This is a genomic window from Streptomyces sp. NPDC002156, from assembly GCF_053593675.1.
On sequence record NZ_JBSFDA010000013.1, the window covers coordinates 95,061 to 110,352 of the forward strand.

General features: G+C 67.4%; 12 protein-coding genes and 1 pseudogene. 7 read left to right on the top strand and 6 right to left on the bottom strand.

Translation table 11 applies throughout. From position 1 onward, the window contains the following. Positions 1 to 197: 197 nt before the first annotated feature. From ACWCRB_RS08965 to exaC, 4 genes are all read left to right on the top strand, one after another. The gene (locus ACWCRB_RS08965; protein WP_450995389.1) at positions 198 to 1,211 is read left to right on the top strand and encodes an acetamidase/formamidase family protein; all 1,014 of its coding nucleotides are present in this window, start codon (positions 198 to 200) and stop codon (positions 1,209 to 1,211) included. A gap of 114 nt (positions 1,212 to 1,325) precedes the next feature. Next, positions 1,326 to 1,925: an N-acetylmuramoyl-L-alanine amidase gene (locus tag ACWCRB_RS08970; protein ID WP_450995390.1), complete on the top strand. Its 600-nt coding sequence runs from the start codon at positions 1,326 to 1,328 to the stop codon at positions 1,923 to 1,925. Between the two features lie 70 nt (positions 1,926 to 1,995). Continuing rightward, positions 1,996 to 3,312 (top strand): GAF domain-containing protein, encoded by a 1,317-nt coding sequence (locus ACWCRB_RS08975; RefSeq protein ID WP_450995391.1) that lies wholly within the window; start codon positions 1,996 to 1,998, stop codon positions 3,310 to 3,312. Between the two features lie 280 nt (positions 3,313 to 3,592). After that, on the top strand, positions 3,593 to 5,116 hold the full coding sequence (gene exaC, locus ACWCRB_RS08980) for an acetaldehyde dehydrogenase ExaC (RefSeq protein ID WP_450995392.1): 1,524 nt from the start codon (positions 3,593 to 3,595) through the stop codon (positions 5,114 to 5,116). 62 nt (positions 5,117 to 5,178) lie between these two features. Here exaC and ACWCRB_RS08985 read toward each other — a convergent pair whose 3' ends face one another. The 3 genes from ACWCRB_RS08985 to ACWCRB_RS08995 form a co-directional block, all read right to left on the bottom strand. Then, positions 5,179 to 6,663: a tyrosine-type recombinase/integrase gene (locus tag ACWCRB_RS08985; protein WP_450995393.1), complete on the bottom strand. Its 1,485-nt coding sequence runs from the start codon at positions 6,661 to 6,663 to the stop codon at positions 5,179 to 5,181. Further along, positions 6,660 to 6,857: a helix-turn-helix transcriptional regulator gene (locus ACWCRB_RS08990; RefSeq protein WP_254650162.1), complete on the bottom strand. Its 198-nt coding sequence runs from the start codon at positions 6,855 to 6,857 to the stop codon at positions 6,660 to 6,662. The genes ACWCRB_RS08985 and ACWCRB_RS08990 overlap by 4 nt, the downstream gene beginning before the upstream one ends. 499 nt (positions 6,858 to 7,356) lie before the next feature. Continuing rightward, a complete protein-coding gene (locus ACWCRB_RS08995; RefSeq protein WP_450995394.1) occupies positions 7,357 to 8,733 on the bottom strand; it encodes an IS1380 family transposase in 1,377 nt (458 codons plus the stop codon). Between the two features lie 151 nt (positions 8,734 to 8,884). Between ACWCRB_RS08995 and ACWCRB_RS09000 the strand changes: the two are divergent. After that, positions 8,885 to 10,078, top strand: a pseudogene (locus ACWCRB_RS09000) (IS4 family transposase); the annotation flags it as partial. 439 nt (positions 10,079 to 10,517) lie between these two features. On the opposite strand, the gene ACWCRB_RS09005 reads toward ACWCRB_RS09000, so the two are convergent. Continuing rightward, positions 10,518 to 11,525, bottom strand: coding sequence for an SDR family NAD(P)-dependent oxidoreductase (locus ACWCRB_RS09005; protein WP_450995395.1), 1,008 nt, complete (start codon positions 11,523 to 11,525; stop codon positions 10,518 to 10,520). A gap of 46 nt (positions 11,526 to 11,571) precedes the next feature. Continuing rightward, the gene (locus ACWCRB_RS09010; RefSeq protein ID WP_450995396.1) at positions 11,572 to 12,492 is read right to left on the bottom strand and encodes an alpha/beta hydrolase family protein; all 921 of its coding nucleotides are present in this window, start codon (positions 12,490 to 12,492) and stop codon (positions 11,572 to 11,574) included. A gap of 12 nt (positions 12,493 to 12,504) precedes the next feature. Between ACWCRB_RS09010 and ACWCRB_RS09015 the strand changes: the two genes are divergently transcribed. Then, positions 12,505 to 13,305 (top strand): TetR/AcrR family transcriptional regulator, encoded by an 801-nt coding sequence (locus tag ACWCRB_RS09015; RefSeq protein ID WP_450995397.1) that lies wholly within the window; start codon positions 12,505 to 12,507, stop codon positions 13,303 to 13,305. A 244-nt stretch (positions 13,306 to 13,549) separates the two neighbouring features. On the opposite strand, the gene ACWCRB_RS09020 is transcribed toward ACWCRB_RS09015, so the two are convergent. Beyond that, positions 13,550 to 14,434 carry a LysR substrate-binding domain-containing protein gene (locus ACWCRB_RS09020; RefSeq protein ID WP_352375526.1) on the bottom strand — a complete coding sequence of 295 codons (885 nt, stop codon included), beginning with the start codon at positions 14,432 to 14,434 and terminating at the stop codon, positions 13,550 to 13,552. Positions 14,435 to 14,504: 70 nt separating this feature from the next. Between ACWCRB_RS09020 and ACWCRB_RS09025 the strand changes: the two genes are divergently transcribed. After that, positions 14,505 to 15,035 carry a GNAT family N-acetyltransferase gene (locus ACWCRB_RS09025; protein ID WP_450995398.1) on the top strand — a complete coding sequence of 177 codons (531 nt, stop codon included), beginning with the start codon at positions 14,505 to 14,507 and terminating at the stop codon, positions 15,033 to 15,035. The last annotated feature ends 257 nt before the right edge of the window (positions 15,036 to 15,292 follow it).

Genomic DNA, 15,292 nt, shown 5'->3' on the forward strand with positions numbered 1-15,292 from the left:
TCCGCCGCACAGTGCACCACCCTCACCCGTTCGGGTGGCCGAGTTATCCACAATCGCTCGGTCGTCCACCGAAATCCATGGGCTCTTCCTGCCCGACCGCCGGGCGCCGTAGCGTGATCCACGTGAGGCCCGGCCGTCCTGGTGGCGGTTGGTGCGAACCCCCTCCACCGACCGTCCGCAGAACGGAGTTGGCAGCTGTGAGCGACCCCAAAATCCTGACCGTACGCCCCGAACCGGGCGAGTACGCCTGGACGTTCGGCGGTGCGCCGCCCGTCGCACGGATCACGCCGGGCACCGTCCTCGACCTGTACACGGAGGACTGTTTCGCCGGCCGGGTGCGGTCCGAGAAGGACCTGGTGTCCGAGGTGTGCGAGTTCCCGTTCCTGAATCCGCAGACGGGTCCCTTCCATGTGGAGGGCGCCGAGCCGGGAGACACGGTCGCCGTGCACTTCGTGTCCATCGAACCGGCCCGGGACTGGGCGGCGTCGACGACGGTCCCGCTGTTCGGGGCGCTCACGTCCACGCACACCACGGCCACGTTGCAGCCGGCGCTGCCGGAGACGGTCTGGATCTGGCAGCTCGACCGGACACGGCGTACGGCGCTGTTCCGCGCGCGGGACAGCGACATCGAGATCGAGCTGCCCATGGACCCGATGCACGGCACGGTGGGTGTGGCGCCCGCCAACCTGGAGGTGCGGTCCGCGCTGGTGCCCGACGCGCACGGCGGGAACATGGACACGCCGGAGATGCGGGCCGGTGTCACCTGCTATCTCGGGGTGAACGTCGAGGGCGCGCTGCTCAGCCTCGGCGACGGGCACGCGCGGCAGGGCGAGGGCGAGACCTGTGGGGTCGCCGTCGAGTGCGCGATGAACACCGTGGTGATCGTCGAACTGCTCAAGGGAGTCGCCACCCCCTGGCCGCGTATCGAGTCCGACACGCACATCATCTCGACCGGCTCGGCACGGCCGTTGGAGGACGCGTTCCGGATATCCCAGCTCGACCTGGTGCGGTGGCTGGTGCGGGACTACGGGTTCAGTGAGCTGGACGCGTACCAGTTCGCGACGCAGGCCGTCGAGTCGCCGCTGGCCAATGTCTGCGACACCAACTACACATGTGTGGCGAAGATCCGGAAGGAGTGGCTGCCCGCGCGCGAGACCCATCGCGGGCTGCACGCACAGTTGCGCGAGACGGCGGCGGCGCTACGGCTCTGAGCCAGGAAGCCTGTCTGTCGGGCATCTGCAACCCCCTTGGCACAGCAGTGCGTCTCTCGACCCGTACTCCCCCACTCCCTGTTGTTACTCCCCCTCTCGAAAGGCCCTTCACGGATGGCGCGGATCAGGTCGTTCCCCAGCAGACGGCGGCTGTTGAAGAACGCCGCGCTCGCCGTCGGCCCCTACGCCCTGCTCCCCGCTCCCCGGATCGGCGCCCAACCCCCGTCCCGCGACTACCCCCTCGGCACCTGGGAGCCGGCGAGCACCGCCAACTACACGCCGGCCGGCCGCCCCGGTACCCAGGTCCCCGACCTCGTCGTCATCCACGTCACCCAGGCGTCCTACGCCAACACCCTGGCCGTCTTCCAGCACCCGGACAAGAAGGTGTCCGCGCACTACGTCGTGCGGTCCGGCGACGGACACGTGGCGCAGTGCGTACGCGAGCACGACATCGCCTGGCACGCGGGCGACTGGGACCACAACCTGCGCAGCATCGGCATCGAACACGAAGGGTGGGTGGACCAGCCCGGATATTTCACGGACGTCCTGTACGAGAAGTCGGCGCGGCTCACCGCGACGATCTGCGCGCGCTACGGCATACCGAGGGACCGCGCGCACATCATCGGGCACTACGAAGTGCCCGGCACCGATCACACGGACCCCGGACCCGAATGGGACTGGACACGCTACATACGCCTCGTCAACACCGCCTGAGCGAAACAGTGGTGGCGTCGTTCGGTCGACTCCGTCCAAACGGTTGTCCGGGTCCAGCCCCGGAGTGACGATGTCACCAGCCGCATCGCCTACCGGGGAGGCCGAGTTGACCGATCCATGGGTGGCCCTGGAACCGGGGGCCGACCCCGTCGAACGGGTCAGGGTGCTGCGTCGCGCGCACGAGACGTTCACCGAGGCGGGGACGGTGACCCGGCCGGTGCGTTCCGTGGTGGCGGACTCCTGGCGCCGCTCCGCCCGGGCGGGGGTGGGGCCGGACGGCTCGGCGAGCGTGGAGCTGATGGACGGCGACCTCGGCGCCTACCGCGCGGAGCACCCGCTGGCCCGGGTGATGCCCCTGATCCGTGAACTCATGGGCACCTTCGCCGCCGACGGCGAGCATCTGCTCGCGGTGTGCGACGCGCAGGGCAGGCTGCTGTGGGTCGAGGGACACCCCGCGACCAGACGGCAGGCGGGACGGATCAACTTCGTACCCGGTGCGCGCTGGGCGGAGTCGGCGGTCGGTACGAACGCGCCGGGTACGGCGGTCGCCGTGGACCGGCCGGTGCAGGTGTTCGCGGCCGAGCACTTCAGCCGGCAGGTGCAGCCGTGGACGTGCGCGGCGGCTCCGGTGCACGATCCGCGTACGGGACGGGTGCTCGGTGCCGTGGACATCACCGGCCGGGACGGACTCGCGCATCCGCACAGCCTCGGGTTCGTACAGGCGGTGGCACGGGCCGCCGAGTCCCAGCTGGCGTTGCTCACCCCGGCCCTGCCCGCCACGGACGTGCTCGAACTGACCGCGTTGGGCCGCGACGAGGCCCAACTGCTCGCCGCCGGACGGAAGTTGCGGCTGAGTCGCAGGCACAGCGAGATCCTCGTCCTGCTCGCCCGCCACCCGGAAGGGCTCACCGGGGACGAGCTGCAGTGCGCGCTGTACGAGGACGAGTCGGTGACGCCGGTGACGCTGCGCGCCGAACTGGCCCGGCTGCGGCGCGTCCTGGCTCCCGGGCTGCTGGCGTCGCGTCCGTACCGGCTGACGGTGCCGGTCGAGTCGGACATCGCCGTCGTGGAGCGGGCGCTGCAGTCGGGGGCGGTCACGACGGCGGTGCGGGCGTACGCCGGACCGTTGCTGCCCGGTTCCCGGGCGCCGGCTGTGGCCCGGCTGCGGCGCAGGCTCGCCGACGGTCTGCGCACCGCACTCGTCGCCCGCCGGGACCCGGACCTGCTGGCCGACTGGGCCCACGCGCCGTGGGGCGAGGACGACCTCGAGGTCTGGCGCGCGCTCGCGGCCGTACGACCGACGGCGGCCGTGCGGGCACGCCTGAACGAACTGGAGTCGGAACAGGCGGCCCCACGGGGATGGCCGCATCAGGCCGTCCGGCACTGACGGCAGGCGGGCGGGCACCCATGCGCCCGAGGAGCCGCTGTCCGGGCGGCGCCGTCCAGGGCCCGTGGATCGTGGGGCGCGGGTCCCCCGGCTCACGCGGGTGTCCGGCACCTCTCGGCACACGTGGCGGCACCCTCGTACGCATGACAGGTCCGTGCCCGACTCCGCGCGCACGGCGCCGCCGGGATCCGTGCGCAACCTGGCTGCAACCTCGGCGCTTCTAGCCTCGCGGCGTGAGCCGTCCAACGGCGGGCGGTTCTGCTCAGGGAGGCAGGCCAGCATGACCCGTTACGCGGCGCCCGGTACCGACGGCGCGATCGTCTCCTACCAGGCGCGCTACGACCACTTCATCGGCGGCGAGTACGTGCCGCCGGCCCGGGGGCAGTACTTCGAGAACCCGAGTCCGGTGAACGGGCAGCCGTTCACGGAGATCGCGCGGGGCACCGCCGAGGACGTGGAGCGCGCGCTCGACGCGGCGCACGCGGCGGCGCCGGCGTGGGGCCGTACGTCGGTGACCCAGCGGTCCGACATCCTGCTGAAGATCGCCGACCGGATGGAGACGAACCTCGAAGCACTGGCGGTCGCCGAGAGCTGGGAGAACGGCAAGCCGGTACGGGAGACGCTCGCCGCCGACATCCCCCTCGCCATCGACCACTTCCGCTACTTCGCGGGCGCGATCCGGGCGCAGGAGGGGTCGCTCGGCGAACTCGACGACGACACGGTGGCGTACCACTTCCACGAGCCGCTCGGGGTGGTCGCGCAGATCATCCCGTGGAACTTCCCGATCCTGATGGCCGTGTGGAAGCTGGCGCCCGCGCTGGCTGCGGGCAACACGGTCGTGATCAAGCCCGCCGAGCAGACGCCGGCGTCCATCCACTACTGGATGAGCCTGATCGCGGATCTGCTGCCGGCGGGTGTCGTGAACATCGTCAACGGCTTCGGGGTGGAGGCGGGCAAGCCACTCGCGTCCAGTGCGCGGGTGGCGAAGGTGGCGTTCACCGGTGAGACCACGACGGGGCGGCTGATCATGCAGTACGCCTCGGAGAACATCAAGCCGGTCACGCTGGAGCTGGGCGGCAAGTCGCCGAACATCTTCTTCGACGACGTGTGGGCTGCGGACGACGACTTCCGCGACAAGGCGCTCGAAGGCTTCACCATGTTCGCGCTCAACCAGGGCGAGGTGTGCACCTGCCCGTCCCGGGCGCTGGTCCAGCGCGGCAACTACGCCGACTTCCTCCAAGGGGCGGTCGCCCGGACCGAGTTGATCAAGCCGGGTCACCCGCTCGACACGGACACGATGATCGGCGCGCAGGCGTCCAACGACCAGCTGGAGAAGATCCTCTCCTATCTGGACATCGGTCGGCAGGAGGGCGCCAGGATCCTCACGGGCGGTGAACGCGTCGAGTACGACGGCGAGTTGAAGGGCGGTTACTACGTCCAGCCGACCATCTTCGAGGGCGACAACCGAATGCGGATCTTCCAGGAGGAGATCTTCGGGCCGGTGGTGTCCGTGACGTCGTTCGGCGACTTCGACGACGCGATCAAGATCGCCAACGACACGCTGTACGGCCTCGGGGCGGGTGTGTGGACCCGGGACATGAACACCGCCTACCGAGCGGGCCGCGCGATCCAGGCGGGCCGGGTGTGGACGAACTGCTACCACGCGTATCCGGCGCACGCGGCGTTCGGCGGGTACAAGCAGTCCGGGATCGGGCGTGAGACGCACAAGATGATGCTGGAGCACTACCAGCAGACCAAGAACCTTCTGGTGAGCTACTCGCCGAAGAAGCTGGGCTTCTTTTAGGCACAGCAAAAGGGGCGCCTGACCAGGGAAGATTCCCGTCAGGCACCCCTCTCGGTGCGCAATCAAGCGGCGAGTCGAAACGCGCCCTTACTCCCGATATCTCCCACCGCTATCCCACCTCTGACCAGCAGTTCCGGGGCATTTCCGGGCCAAGGTTCCGCTAATGGCCCCTCTGCATCATCCGCCGGGCCCTCCCAGCGCTCCATGGAGGCCTCGATCAGCCGGTTGGCGTGGTTCCTCGTTTCGGCGAGGAACTTGGCGTAGTAGCGGAAGAGGACCTGGATGCTCTGGCCCGCTCGGCGCGCGCACTCCGCTGGGTCGACCCCGGAGGCCAACCAGAACGAGATGCCGGCGTGGCGCAGGTCGTAAGGGCGCTTGGCCAGCTCCAGGGAGTGCTCGTCCAGAGTAAGAGCGGCCTCGCGAGCACGCCCCCAGGTGATGCCGTACGCCGAGGCATCGATGTAGTTTCCCGCCGCATTGCGGAACACACGTCCATCGGGAGCAACTCCGAACTGTCGCATGTGTTCGCGCAACATGCGGACGAGGACGGGAGGAATCGGGACCGGCCGCGTTGCCCTGGCTGCCCGGCGCTTCAGAGAATGGATCTCGTGTACTGCACCATCGTCTGTCCACTCCTTACCGGCGGTCACAACGCCGCCCTTCAAGTTCAGAAGTCCCCAGCCACTCGCCGGAAGCCGACACTGTGACTTCTGGAGGTGGATGACCTCCGCCGGGCGCATGGCGGCGTAGTACATGCAACCGAAGAAGGCGTACAGGTGAGGGCCGCGACCTGGCAGGGCCTTCACAGCAGACAGCAGTCGGGCGACCTGAACGGGGTTCGGCACGCAGTCGGGGTCGACCTCATCGTCGACTTCTGGCGCCGACCAGCGAAGACCATTGAGCGGGTTGTGTGAGAAGTAGCCGCGTTCGACTGCTTCGCCGAACACCTCGTTGACCGCTGCTCTCTTTCGTTTCACGGTCTTCGCGGCAGCCGCTGTCCCATCGAGTTTCCGGCAGAGTCCGTCGAGCCCTCTCCTCAAGACATCCGGCTCCTCCAGTTCACTGACAGGCAGCGAGCGGCGCTCCAGCCACTTGAGTGCGGCTTGCCAGTCTTCTCGGGGATCGTCCTGCCACGCCTTCTTGTTGAAGGCCCACGAGTACAGGGCTCGACGTAGCACGCGAGGTTCCCGGTAGACAGCGCCTCCCTCGACGAACATTGGGGTAATCGTGGCCAGGGCCTCTGCGATCGTGCGGCGAGTGTTTCCTGGAGTCCGCTCCCACCTCCGCTCAACGTATTCCCTAGCGAGGACGTACCACGTCGTACGTTGCCTTAGAGCGCGTATCTCGGAGGCCGGCAGACCAGACTGCGTATCGAATGGTTCGCCATCGCGAGCGGCGACCATCAGCTTGGACCGTCGGCTGTCCGCGAGCCCCTTGGTTCGAAAGGACTCGGAGTTCTCTTTGGCGTTGACCGTCCAGCGGACCTCGAAGCTGGAGGGACGATCGGTCCGCTCGCGTATCTCCCAGAACCGGACTTTGTAACTCATCGCCATTCAGGCGTATCCCTTTCACACGCTTGCCACCACGCATCCAAGTCGGCGCGGCGGCAGCGCAGTTCGCCGTTAGGCAGCTTGATCATTCGGGGGGCCTGACCTCTGGCACGCAAGCGGTAGAAGGCCGATGGACTCATGCGGATCTCTTGCAGGACCTCGGCAAGCTTGAGTGCAGGGGGACGAGCCATTGATGTCTTCCTTGAACCTGGGAGTCGTCATACGCCACGCGCGGCTCCACCTCTACGTACAGCCGCCACGAACGACATCAATGATCTGCAGGATCCCCGGTTTCGATAATCGGGAATCGTGGGCTATGGTGCTCGCGCCGTCCTGCAAGAGTGTCTTGCTGGCGACTGGGTAAGTGCGGCCTCAACTAAAGAGAGCTCCTCATCGGGTATCCCGGCGGGTCTCTTACCAACCTCGCACTGACGGGGTGTTGTACGTTGACATAGCTTCCGAAGGAGGTTCCAGTCTTTCGTGTCTGCCGTGGGCGAATTACGATTCGACCTGACTACTCCGACTAGCCTCGATCTTTCTTGATGGGCCGTCGACGAAGTCGGCGGCCCATTTCGTTGTCGATGGCCGAGACCGGGCAGGCCGGGGGCCCGGGTGTCGTCTCGGGTGGACGCCGGTTTCCACTGTTCCGGGTGAGGGTGATGCTGCTCGTAGGGGTGGGAAAGCTGCTGGTCAGCCGGGGTTCGGCAAGAGTGCGGGCCGTTCGAGGGCGTCTGTGATCTCGCGGGTCCAGGGCCAGTGGCGGGCAAGGCGGAGGAGGCGGCGCCGGCCGGTGATGACGAGCTGGCCGGCCGCGGAGAACAGGCGGAACCGCAAGCGACGCGGTTCCCAAAGTCTCGCCTGGCCGGTCAGGGCGAGCATGGGCATCCAGGCCAGCAGATCGAGCGCCATCTGGACGGTCTCCAGCCAGACCTGATTCTGCGCGGTGTCGTGCAGGGGAAGGTTGCGGAGCCCGGTGGCCCGGGCGGCTCGGATCCGGTCCTCCGCGCGAGCCCGCAACCGGTGACGGAGCTCGAGTTCGGCGATCGGCCGGTCGGCGGTGTTGGTGGCGAAGCACGTGAGACGCATGCCGTCCGCATCCGTGATCCGCAACTGGGCTCCGGGGTGGGGACGTTCCTTGCGGACGAGCAACCGAATGCCCTGCGGCCAGCCGTCGAGCAGGTCTCCGGTGAGTTCGGCGACCCAGGCCCCGTCACGAACCTCGCCGTCCGGCTCGACCGCGGGCGTCCAGGCCGATGCGGGGATCTGAAGAACGTGCTGGTGGATGGCCTCGGTGATCACCATGCCGACCGAGTAGGACAGCCAACGCCCGCGCTGGGCGAGCCAGGCCACGAACTCATGGGTGCCGCCCGCAGAATCACAGCGGATCAGCGTCCGCCGTCCTTGCCGGTACTTTTTGGGCAGTTGAGCGAGGGCCAGGCGGGCGGCTGCGATGTGGTCGACGGCCGTGTTCGAGCCCGCGTTCCCGGGTCTCAGCAGGGCGGCGACGGGTTCACCGGTCCCTCCCGGACCGTGGTCGACGAACCCCATGAGCGGGTGATGACCGTAGGACTTCTTCCAGGTCGGGGCCGCGTCCTGCTTGTCCGAGTGCGCGACGACCAGGACCCCGTCCAGGTCCACGGTCACCTGTCCGCCGGTGTCCGGAGCCCGGTTGCCGGCCAACTCCCAGACGCGTCGGCGGACTTCGGAACGTGCGGCGCGGACGGCGGTCAGCGCCTTCTCGCCCGAGGCGGCAAGGGTGTCGATCAGCCGGGAGACCGTAGGGTCGGAGGCGACCGGCCCGAACACGGCAGGCTCGGACCGCAGCAGGGTGATATCGGCGAGGCAGTCCCCGCCCAGCGCGACCGCCAGTGCGAGGTCCACGAGTATCTTGCCGGGGTCGTGGACGGCCCGCGGCTTCCGCCACAAGGTCAGGGCTGCGGATAAGGCCTGGTCAAGACCGGTCTTGCGGACAGTTTCGATCAGCAGGACCGAACCGGCCTGCGAGACCACGGCCCGGCCGTCCTCCCGGATACGGACACGGGGGTAGGACCCGATAGGCTTCTTCACCTGGAAAGTGCCTTTGGTTTCAGCGGGAACAAGGACCTAGACAATCCTCATTCTTGCTGGTCAGAGGCACTTTCTGCTTGCCTGACCGCCTATCGGACAGCCCGCTTCATGAAAGCGCGAGGTTAGGGGTAATCCGGTCGTTGTTGTTGGTGTGGCAAGAGCGGGTCAGCTGAAGTCATCTGGTGAGCGGCTGTCGGACCGGGTCGCGGTCGGGGTGCTGACACAGGCGTTTCCTCAGTCGCTTGTGGACGAGGTGTTGGCGGAGACGGGTCGGGTGCAGCAGCGGAACCGGCTGCTGCCGGCCCGGCTGGTGGTCTACTTCGTGCTGGCAATGTGCCTGTTTTCCGGGCAGAGCTATGAAGAGGTCGCCCGACTGCTGACCGCGGATTTGCAGGGTGCGCGGCATTGGCGTACATCGTGGGTGGTGCCGAGTACAGCGGCGATCTGGAAGGCCAGGTCCCGGCTGGGGGTGGCGCCGCTGCGGCAGTTGTTCGCGCGGGTGTGCCGTCCGGTTGCCACACCGGACACTCAGGGCGCCTTCTACCGCGACTGGCGGCTGACCGCGATCGACGGCACCACATTCGACCTGCCCGACACGAAGGCGAACGTGGAGGCGTTTGGCCGTCCGCCCCGCTCCGGGCGCGGCGAACAGAACGTCGGCTACCCGCAGTTGCGCATGGTCGGCCTGGTGGAGTGTGGCACCCACGCCATTTTCGATGCTGCGATCGGAGCTCTGCGCACCGGAGAGCAGGCTCTGGCCCGGGCTGTCCTGGTGGCCCTGCGGCCGGGGATGCTGCTGCTGGCCGACCGTGGCTTCTACGGCGTGGACCTGTGGCGCACAGCTGCGGCCACGGGGGCGGACCTGCTGTGGCGAGTCCGCAAAGACCTCGTACTGCCAGTGGTCGAGCAGTTGTCGGACGGCTCCTACCTCACCGAAATCTTCGACCGGAGCGACATCCACCACACCCGTCGTGGGGTGCCAGTACGCGCGGTGGAATACACGATCGCTGGCCATGAGGGCGTCTACCGGCTCATCACCACGATTCTTGACCCGGACAAGGCCCCAGCCGCGGAACTGGCCGCCCTCTACGCCCAGCGATGGGAGTTCGAGTCCACCCTCGACGAAATCAAGACTCACCTGGGCGGGTCGCACCTGGTACTGCGTTCGCAACACCCTGACGGGGCCGAGCAGGAGCTTTACGGCTTTCTGCTCGTCCACCACGCCATCCGGCACCTGATGCACCAGGCTGCACGACAAGCCGAACGCGACCCCGACCGGATCTCCTTCACCCGCTCACTGCGCGTCGTGCGCCGCCAGGTCACCGACCAGGCGGCATTTTCCCCCGGTCGACTCGCCCGCGCGGTCAAGGCCACCCACGCTGAACTCCTCGAACGCCTCCTGCCACGGCGACGCCGCCGGGCCAACCCCCGCGTCATCAAACGCAAAGTCGCCAACTGGCCCCTCAAACGCGCCGTCCACCAGGTTGCAGACCGCCCATGCGTTCCGGCCGTCACCATCGTTGGTGCCACCAAACCCAAACGGGTCAAACGAACATCAAAGCCCTAAGTTACCGGTCGTCGAGATCTGGTTCAATGTTGCCGAGCGTCAGACCACCCGCCGGGGCGTGTTCAAACCCGTGCACGATGTCAACGCCAGGGTCCGCGCGTTCGTCGACGGCTGGAACGATCGCTGTCATCCGTTCGTGTGGATCGAGACCGCCGACCAAATCCTCGCGAAGGCCAACCGTCCAACTACTTCAAACGCACGCCCCCAGCGCAGCGGTTCATGGGACGAGCAGTCGCTCGGTGATGGTCCAGAGTCGGCGGGCGTCTTCCGAGTCGAGTATGGCCGCGTTCGCGTCGGAGGGGATGCTGTCGCGGGTGAGCAGGCGTTCGCTGTTGTCTAGGACGGCGATGTCGCTGTCTTTGAGGTAGACGCCGCCGGTGCCGTCGAGGAGCGGGCTGACTGCGCCGAAGACGAGAGTCGCGGCGCCCTGTTCGGCTGTCTTCTTGCCGGCTGCGGGGTCGATGACCGTTGCGCCGTCGTCGTCGACGAGGCCCTGCGCGCGGTAGTTCGCAACTGCGCTGGGGGCGTGCGGGCCCGGGCCGATGACCACTCCCGGGTGCGCCGCGAACGCACGGATGCCGTCATCGGCGTACCGACGGTCGAGCTCGACGGTGAACAGGACGTTGGCCAACTTGGACTGGGCGTAGGCCGCGCCCGCGTCGTACCCGTTGCGGAAGGACAGGTCGTCCCATCGGATGGAGCCGAATCGGGCGGCGCCGGAGGTGGTGGTGAGCACTCGCGCGCTCCCGGCTAGCCGGAGGGCGGGTAGGAGTGCCCGGGTGAGTTGGAAGTGGCCAAGGTGGGTGGTCGCGAACGAGAGCTCGTTCCCGCGTGCGTCGAGACGCCGCTCGGAGGCGAAGAGCATCGCGGCATTGTTCACCAGCGCGTGGAGCGCCCGGTCGGCCTTCTGCCATCTCTGCGCGAATGCCTCGATCGAGGCCGGGTCGGCGAGGTCAAGCCCCTCCACCTGGACGCCGCCCAGACCGTTGATGTCGTCGGCGTTGGTGATGTCGGTGAGGATCGCTGCGGCTCGTTGCGGGTCACGGGCGGCTACGGTCACCGAAGCCCCTGCGGTGACAAGCGAACGGGTGACCTCGCGACCGAGGCGACTGTGCCCGCCGGTGATGATCACCTCGCGGCCGCTGAGGTCGACCCCGGCCAGGACATCGGTCGCGGTAGAGGCGGCGGTGAAGCCGCTGCCAATGGGGTGTCGTCTGGTTGTCACAGTGGCGTCCTTGCGCGGATCGAGATCTGTGTGGGGCGGGGGCGGTCTACTTGGAGTCGATGTGACCGATGGGCTCGACGGAGGTAGCGGCCAGGTCGGACCAGGCGGTTTCGTTGATCCCGAGCGCTGTGTGCAGGAACGCCGTGGTGGTGCGTCGTACCAGGTCGACTCGCTCGGGGCTTTCGTCGGTGGTGTCGGTCGAGTTGTAGTTCTGGATGCCGCCGAGCGTGTGCTCGCCGCCATGGAGGGTGACGAGGTGTCGAGCGCCAGGGCTGTGGTGGTAGACGTCGGTGAACCAATCGGGACCGCGGGTGGAGAGCGGTGACTGGTCCTGGTCGCCGGCGACGACGATCGAGGGCGTCGCGAGGCGGGTGAAGTCCGGGCTCATGAACGCGAAGTGCCCCTGCGCGAAGGGGGTGAGGTCCCCACGTGAGATTCCGGTCGTGGACAGGAGAACCCCGGCCTTCACGCGGGCGTCGGTGCGGTCCTCGCCGGGCTGGCCGTCCGCGCCGATGACGCGCGCCCCGAGCAGCATCCCGACTGACTGCCCGCCCCAGGAATGTCCGGCAACCGCGAGGCGGTGAGTGTCGACACGACCGGTCAGCCCAGGGACTGCGGCGATGACGGTGTCCAGCTCGTCGATGACCTGCACAAGGTCGTCGATCCGGGTCTGCCAGATCGTCGGGTAGCGCGGGTCGGCGGGCGTCAAACCGAGGGTCGTGGAGTCGAGGAAGGTCGGCTGCACCACGACGAATCCGTTGGCCGCCCAATAGTCCACCAACGGGTCCCCCGCGGTCATCGACTGACCGAAGCCATGGGCGAAGACGATGACAGGCAGATCGGTGTCCGCGGCCGGCGCCGTGATGCGTACCTGCAGATCGCCGCCACGAGCCGGGGCGGGGAGAATCACCGGCCGCACGCTCAGGACCTGAGCGGCGGGACGGGGAGTTGTTTCAACGAGAGACACGAGAGTCCTTCCATGGTCACGGACAAGGACGACCAAAAACGGATCGCCGTTCCGGAACGATACGGAACATTGATCCGTTCTTTCAAGTCGAACCGGATCAATGTTCCGAATGCGCGAGGGGCGTGCGATGATGAGGCGGTGAGCTCCCCCAGGAATGCAGCCCCCGCGGCCGACGCGCCTCGGCGGCGCCGGGATGTGGAGCGCAATCAGCGGGCACTACTCGAGGCCGCCGCTGTGGTGTTTGCCGCATCGGGGGTCGACGCGCCGGTCCGCGAGGTTGCTGCGGCCGCCGGAGTAGGCGTGGCCACGCTCTACCGGCACTTCCCGACCCGCTCGGATCTGGTGGTCGCGGTGTACCGCCATCAGATCGAGGAGTGCGCACAGGCCGGACCGCAGCTTCTGGCGTCCACGCCGAGTCCCTTCGAAGCGACCCTGTGCTGGGTGCACTTGTTCGTCGACTTCCTCGGAACGAAACATGGACTGGCGCGAGTCTGGGAGGGGGACGCCGACGAGTTCACCGCCCTGCACGTCCTGTTCCTCGACCGCCTCGTGCCGGTCCTGGCCGACCTGCTCGACGCGGCCCGCGCATCAGGTGAGGTGGTCGCACCCATCTCGGCCTACCGCCTCCTCCGCGCCGTCGGCGACCTCGTCGCCTGGAGCCCACACGACCCGGACTACGACGTGCGAGAAGTCGTGACCCTGCTCATCAGCGGTCTGAGGCAGCCGCAGCCCCATCGGACCGAATCAGCAGGACCGCGCACAGAACCCCTGTCGGACTCAGCCAACTGCGGGACGAGGCCCTCGCCCGACTGAACGATGTGCTGATCGCTGCAGAAGATCACCGCCGCCCAGTGCCGGAGCATCAGCCACAAGTCGATCTATCAGCCCTCGCGGGAAGCAGTGCATGCTGGCCTTGACACGGTCGACGCGGCGGCCGGCTGGTGGGAGTAGCGCGATGAGCATCGATCTCTTCATGAGCTGACGGACGAGGCCGCTGCAGTTCTCCACCTACCGCGACGACGAGGACACCTCCGTGCCCGCAAGGAGCGAGTCTGACCTATTCCGTGCGCAGGAGATCGATGAGGGTGGGGACGATGGGATGCGTCTGGTGTGCCCGGTGCGCCACTTGTACGAGCGTTCGAGTGTCCGTTCCGCCGAGCGGCACCACCGCTACGCCGGCGGGAACGTGATCAGCCGCGCTCTCGGGGGCGATGGTCGTGCCCGCGCCTGCGGCGACGAGTTGGAAGATGCTGCTCCACTGGGATGCATGGAAGGCAATCACGGGTTCGACCTCCATCTCCCGAAACGGCTGAAGCGCCCGCGCGTAGGCGAGAGACCCTGCCGTCCTCGGAAAGAGCACAAGGGGTGAGCCTGCGAGGTCCGCGGCCGTGGCCTGGGCTTCTTCGACGAGTGCGTGACCGCGAGGAAGCACGGCGACGTAGCCCTCGACGCGCACCGTGGTGAGGGTGATGCCCGGCCGATTCTCGGCATCGCGGACGATCCCGAGGTCCGCGGTGCCGCGCTCGATGTGGTCGAGCACGCTCTCGGTCGTACCCTCGTGGAGGTCGAGAAGCACGCCCGGGCGTTCGCCGGCGATCCATCGTGTGATCGTCGCCACGACCGGCGCGGCGGAAGAGATGAATGCGAGGTCTATTCGGCCGGACTCTCCCCTGTCGACACGTCGCGCTTCCTCGATGTCTTCCTCGATTCGCTGCAGGTGATCGCGCACCCGCGCCGCGAAGACACTCCCAGCCCGAGTCAGGGCGACCGATCTGGACGTCCGTTCGAACAGAGTGACGCCGACCGCCCGTTCAAGCTGGCGGATCTGCTGAGACAGTGCCGGCTGCGCGATACGAAGCTGCTGCGCGGCACGGCCGAAGTGCAGTTCACCAGCCAGGACGCTGAAGGACCGCAGCAGACGCAGTTCGACCCGAGAATCCATTCTCCAATCTTATCGATCCCTTGGTTCATTCGTCTTAGACATCTGAATGCGTGACCGGCATGCTAGATGAATGACCGCCACCTCCGACACTGTCCACATCACACCGCTCACCGACGCCGAGGACGCTGAGGCGTTTCAGCGGATCAACGCTGTGTGGATCTCGGAGCTCTTCTCACTCACAGACGAAGACCGCCGCGTGCTCGACGATCCTGTGGGTCAGATCATCGCGCCGGGCGGGGCGGTGCTCATCGCGCGCACAGACGATGACGCACGGGTCGGCTGCATCGCCTTGCTTTCCTACCCCGGCGATGTCTTCGAGCTGTCCAAGATGGGCGTCACCTTCGAGGCGCAGGGACACGGAATAGGCAACGCTCTGATCCGCGCAGCCGTAGAACATGCCGCCGCACGTGGCGGGCGGCGGCTGTTCCTTGGCACGAACTCCCGCCTCCAACCCGCCATCCACCTCTACGAACGGGCAGGGTTCCGCCGCATCACCAAGGACGATCTCCCCGTCGACGACTACTACGCTCGCGCGGACATCCTCATGGACATGGACCTGACGACCGTCAACACTGACGCCCTCCCACCATCCGGCCGGTGACAACGGGGCCCGACAAGCACGAGCCGAATCACTGCCCGCGAACGTCAGTTCTTCGACCACAGACGGTCGACACCGATCGCCGACGGCCCCTAGGGCCTGTGTGATGTTGGGATCAGTAGGCTGCTTGCAGGAGATCTCCGAGCCATATCATCGAGGCGCGGAGTGAGCTTGTTCCGCTTTGACGGACACCATTGGTGTGGTGGTCAGGCTGCGAGTGCGGTCTCGTATTCGGCGGGGCTGCGGTAGCCGAGGCTGCT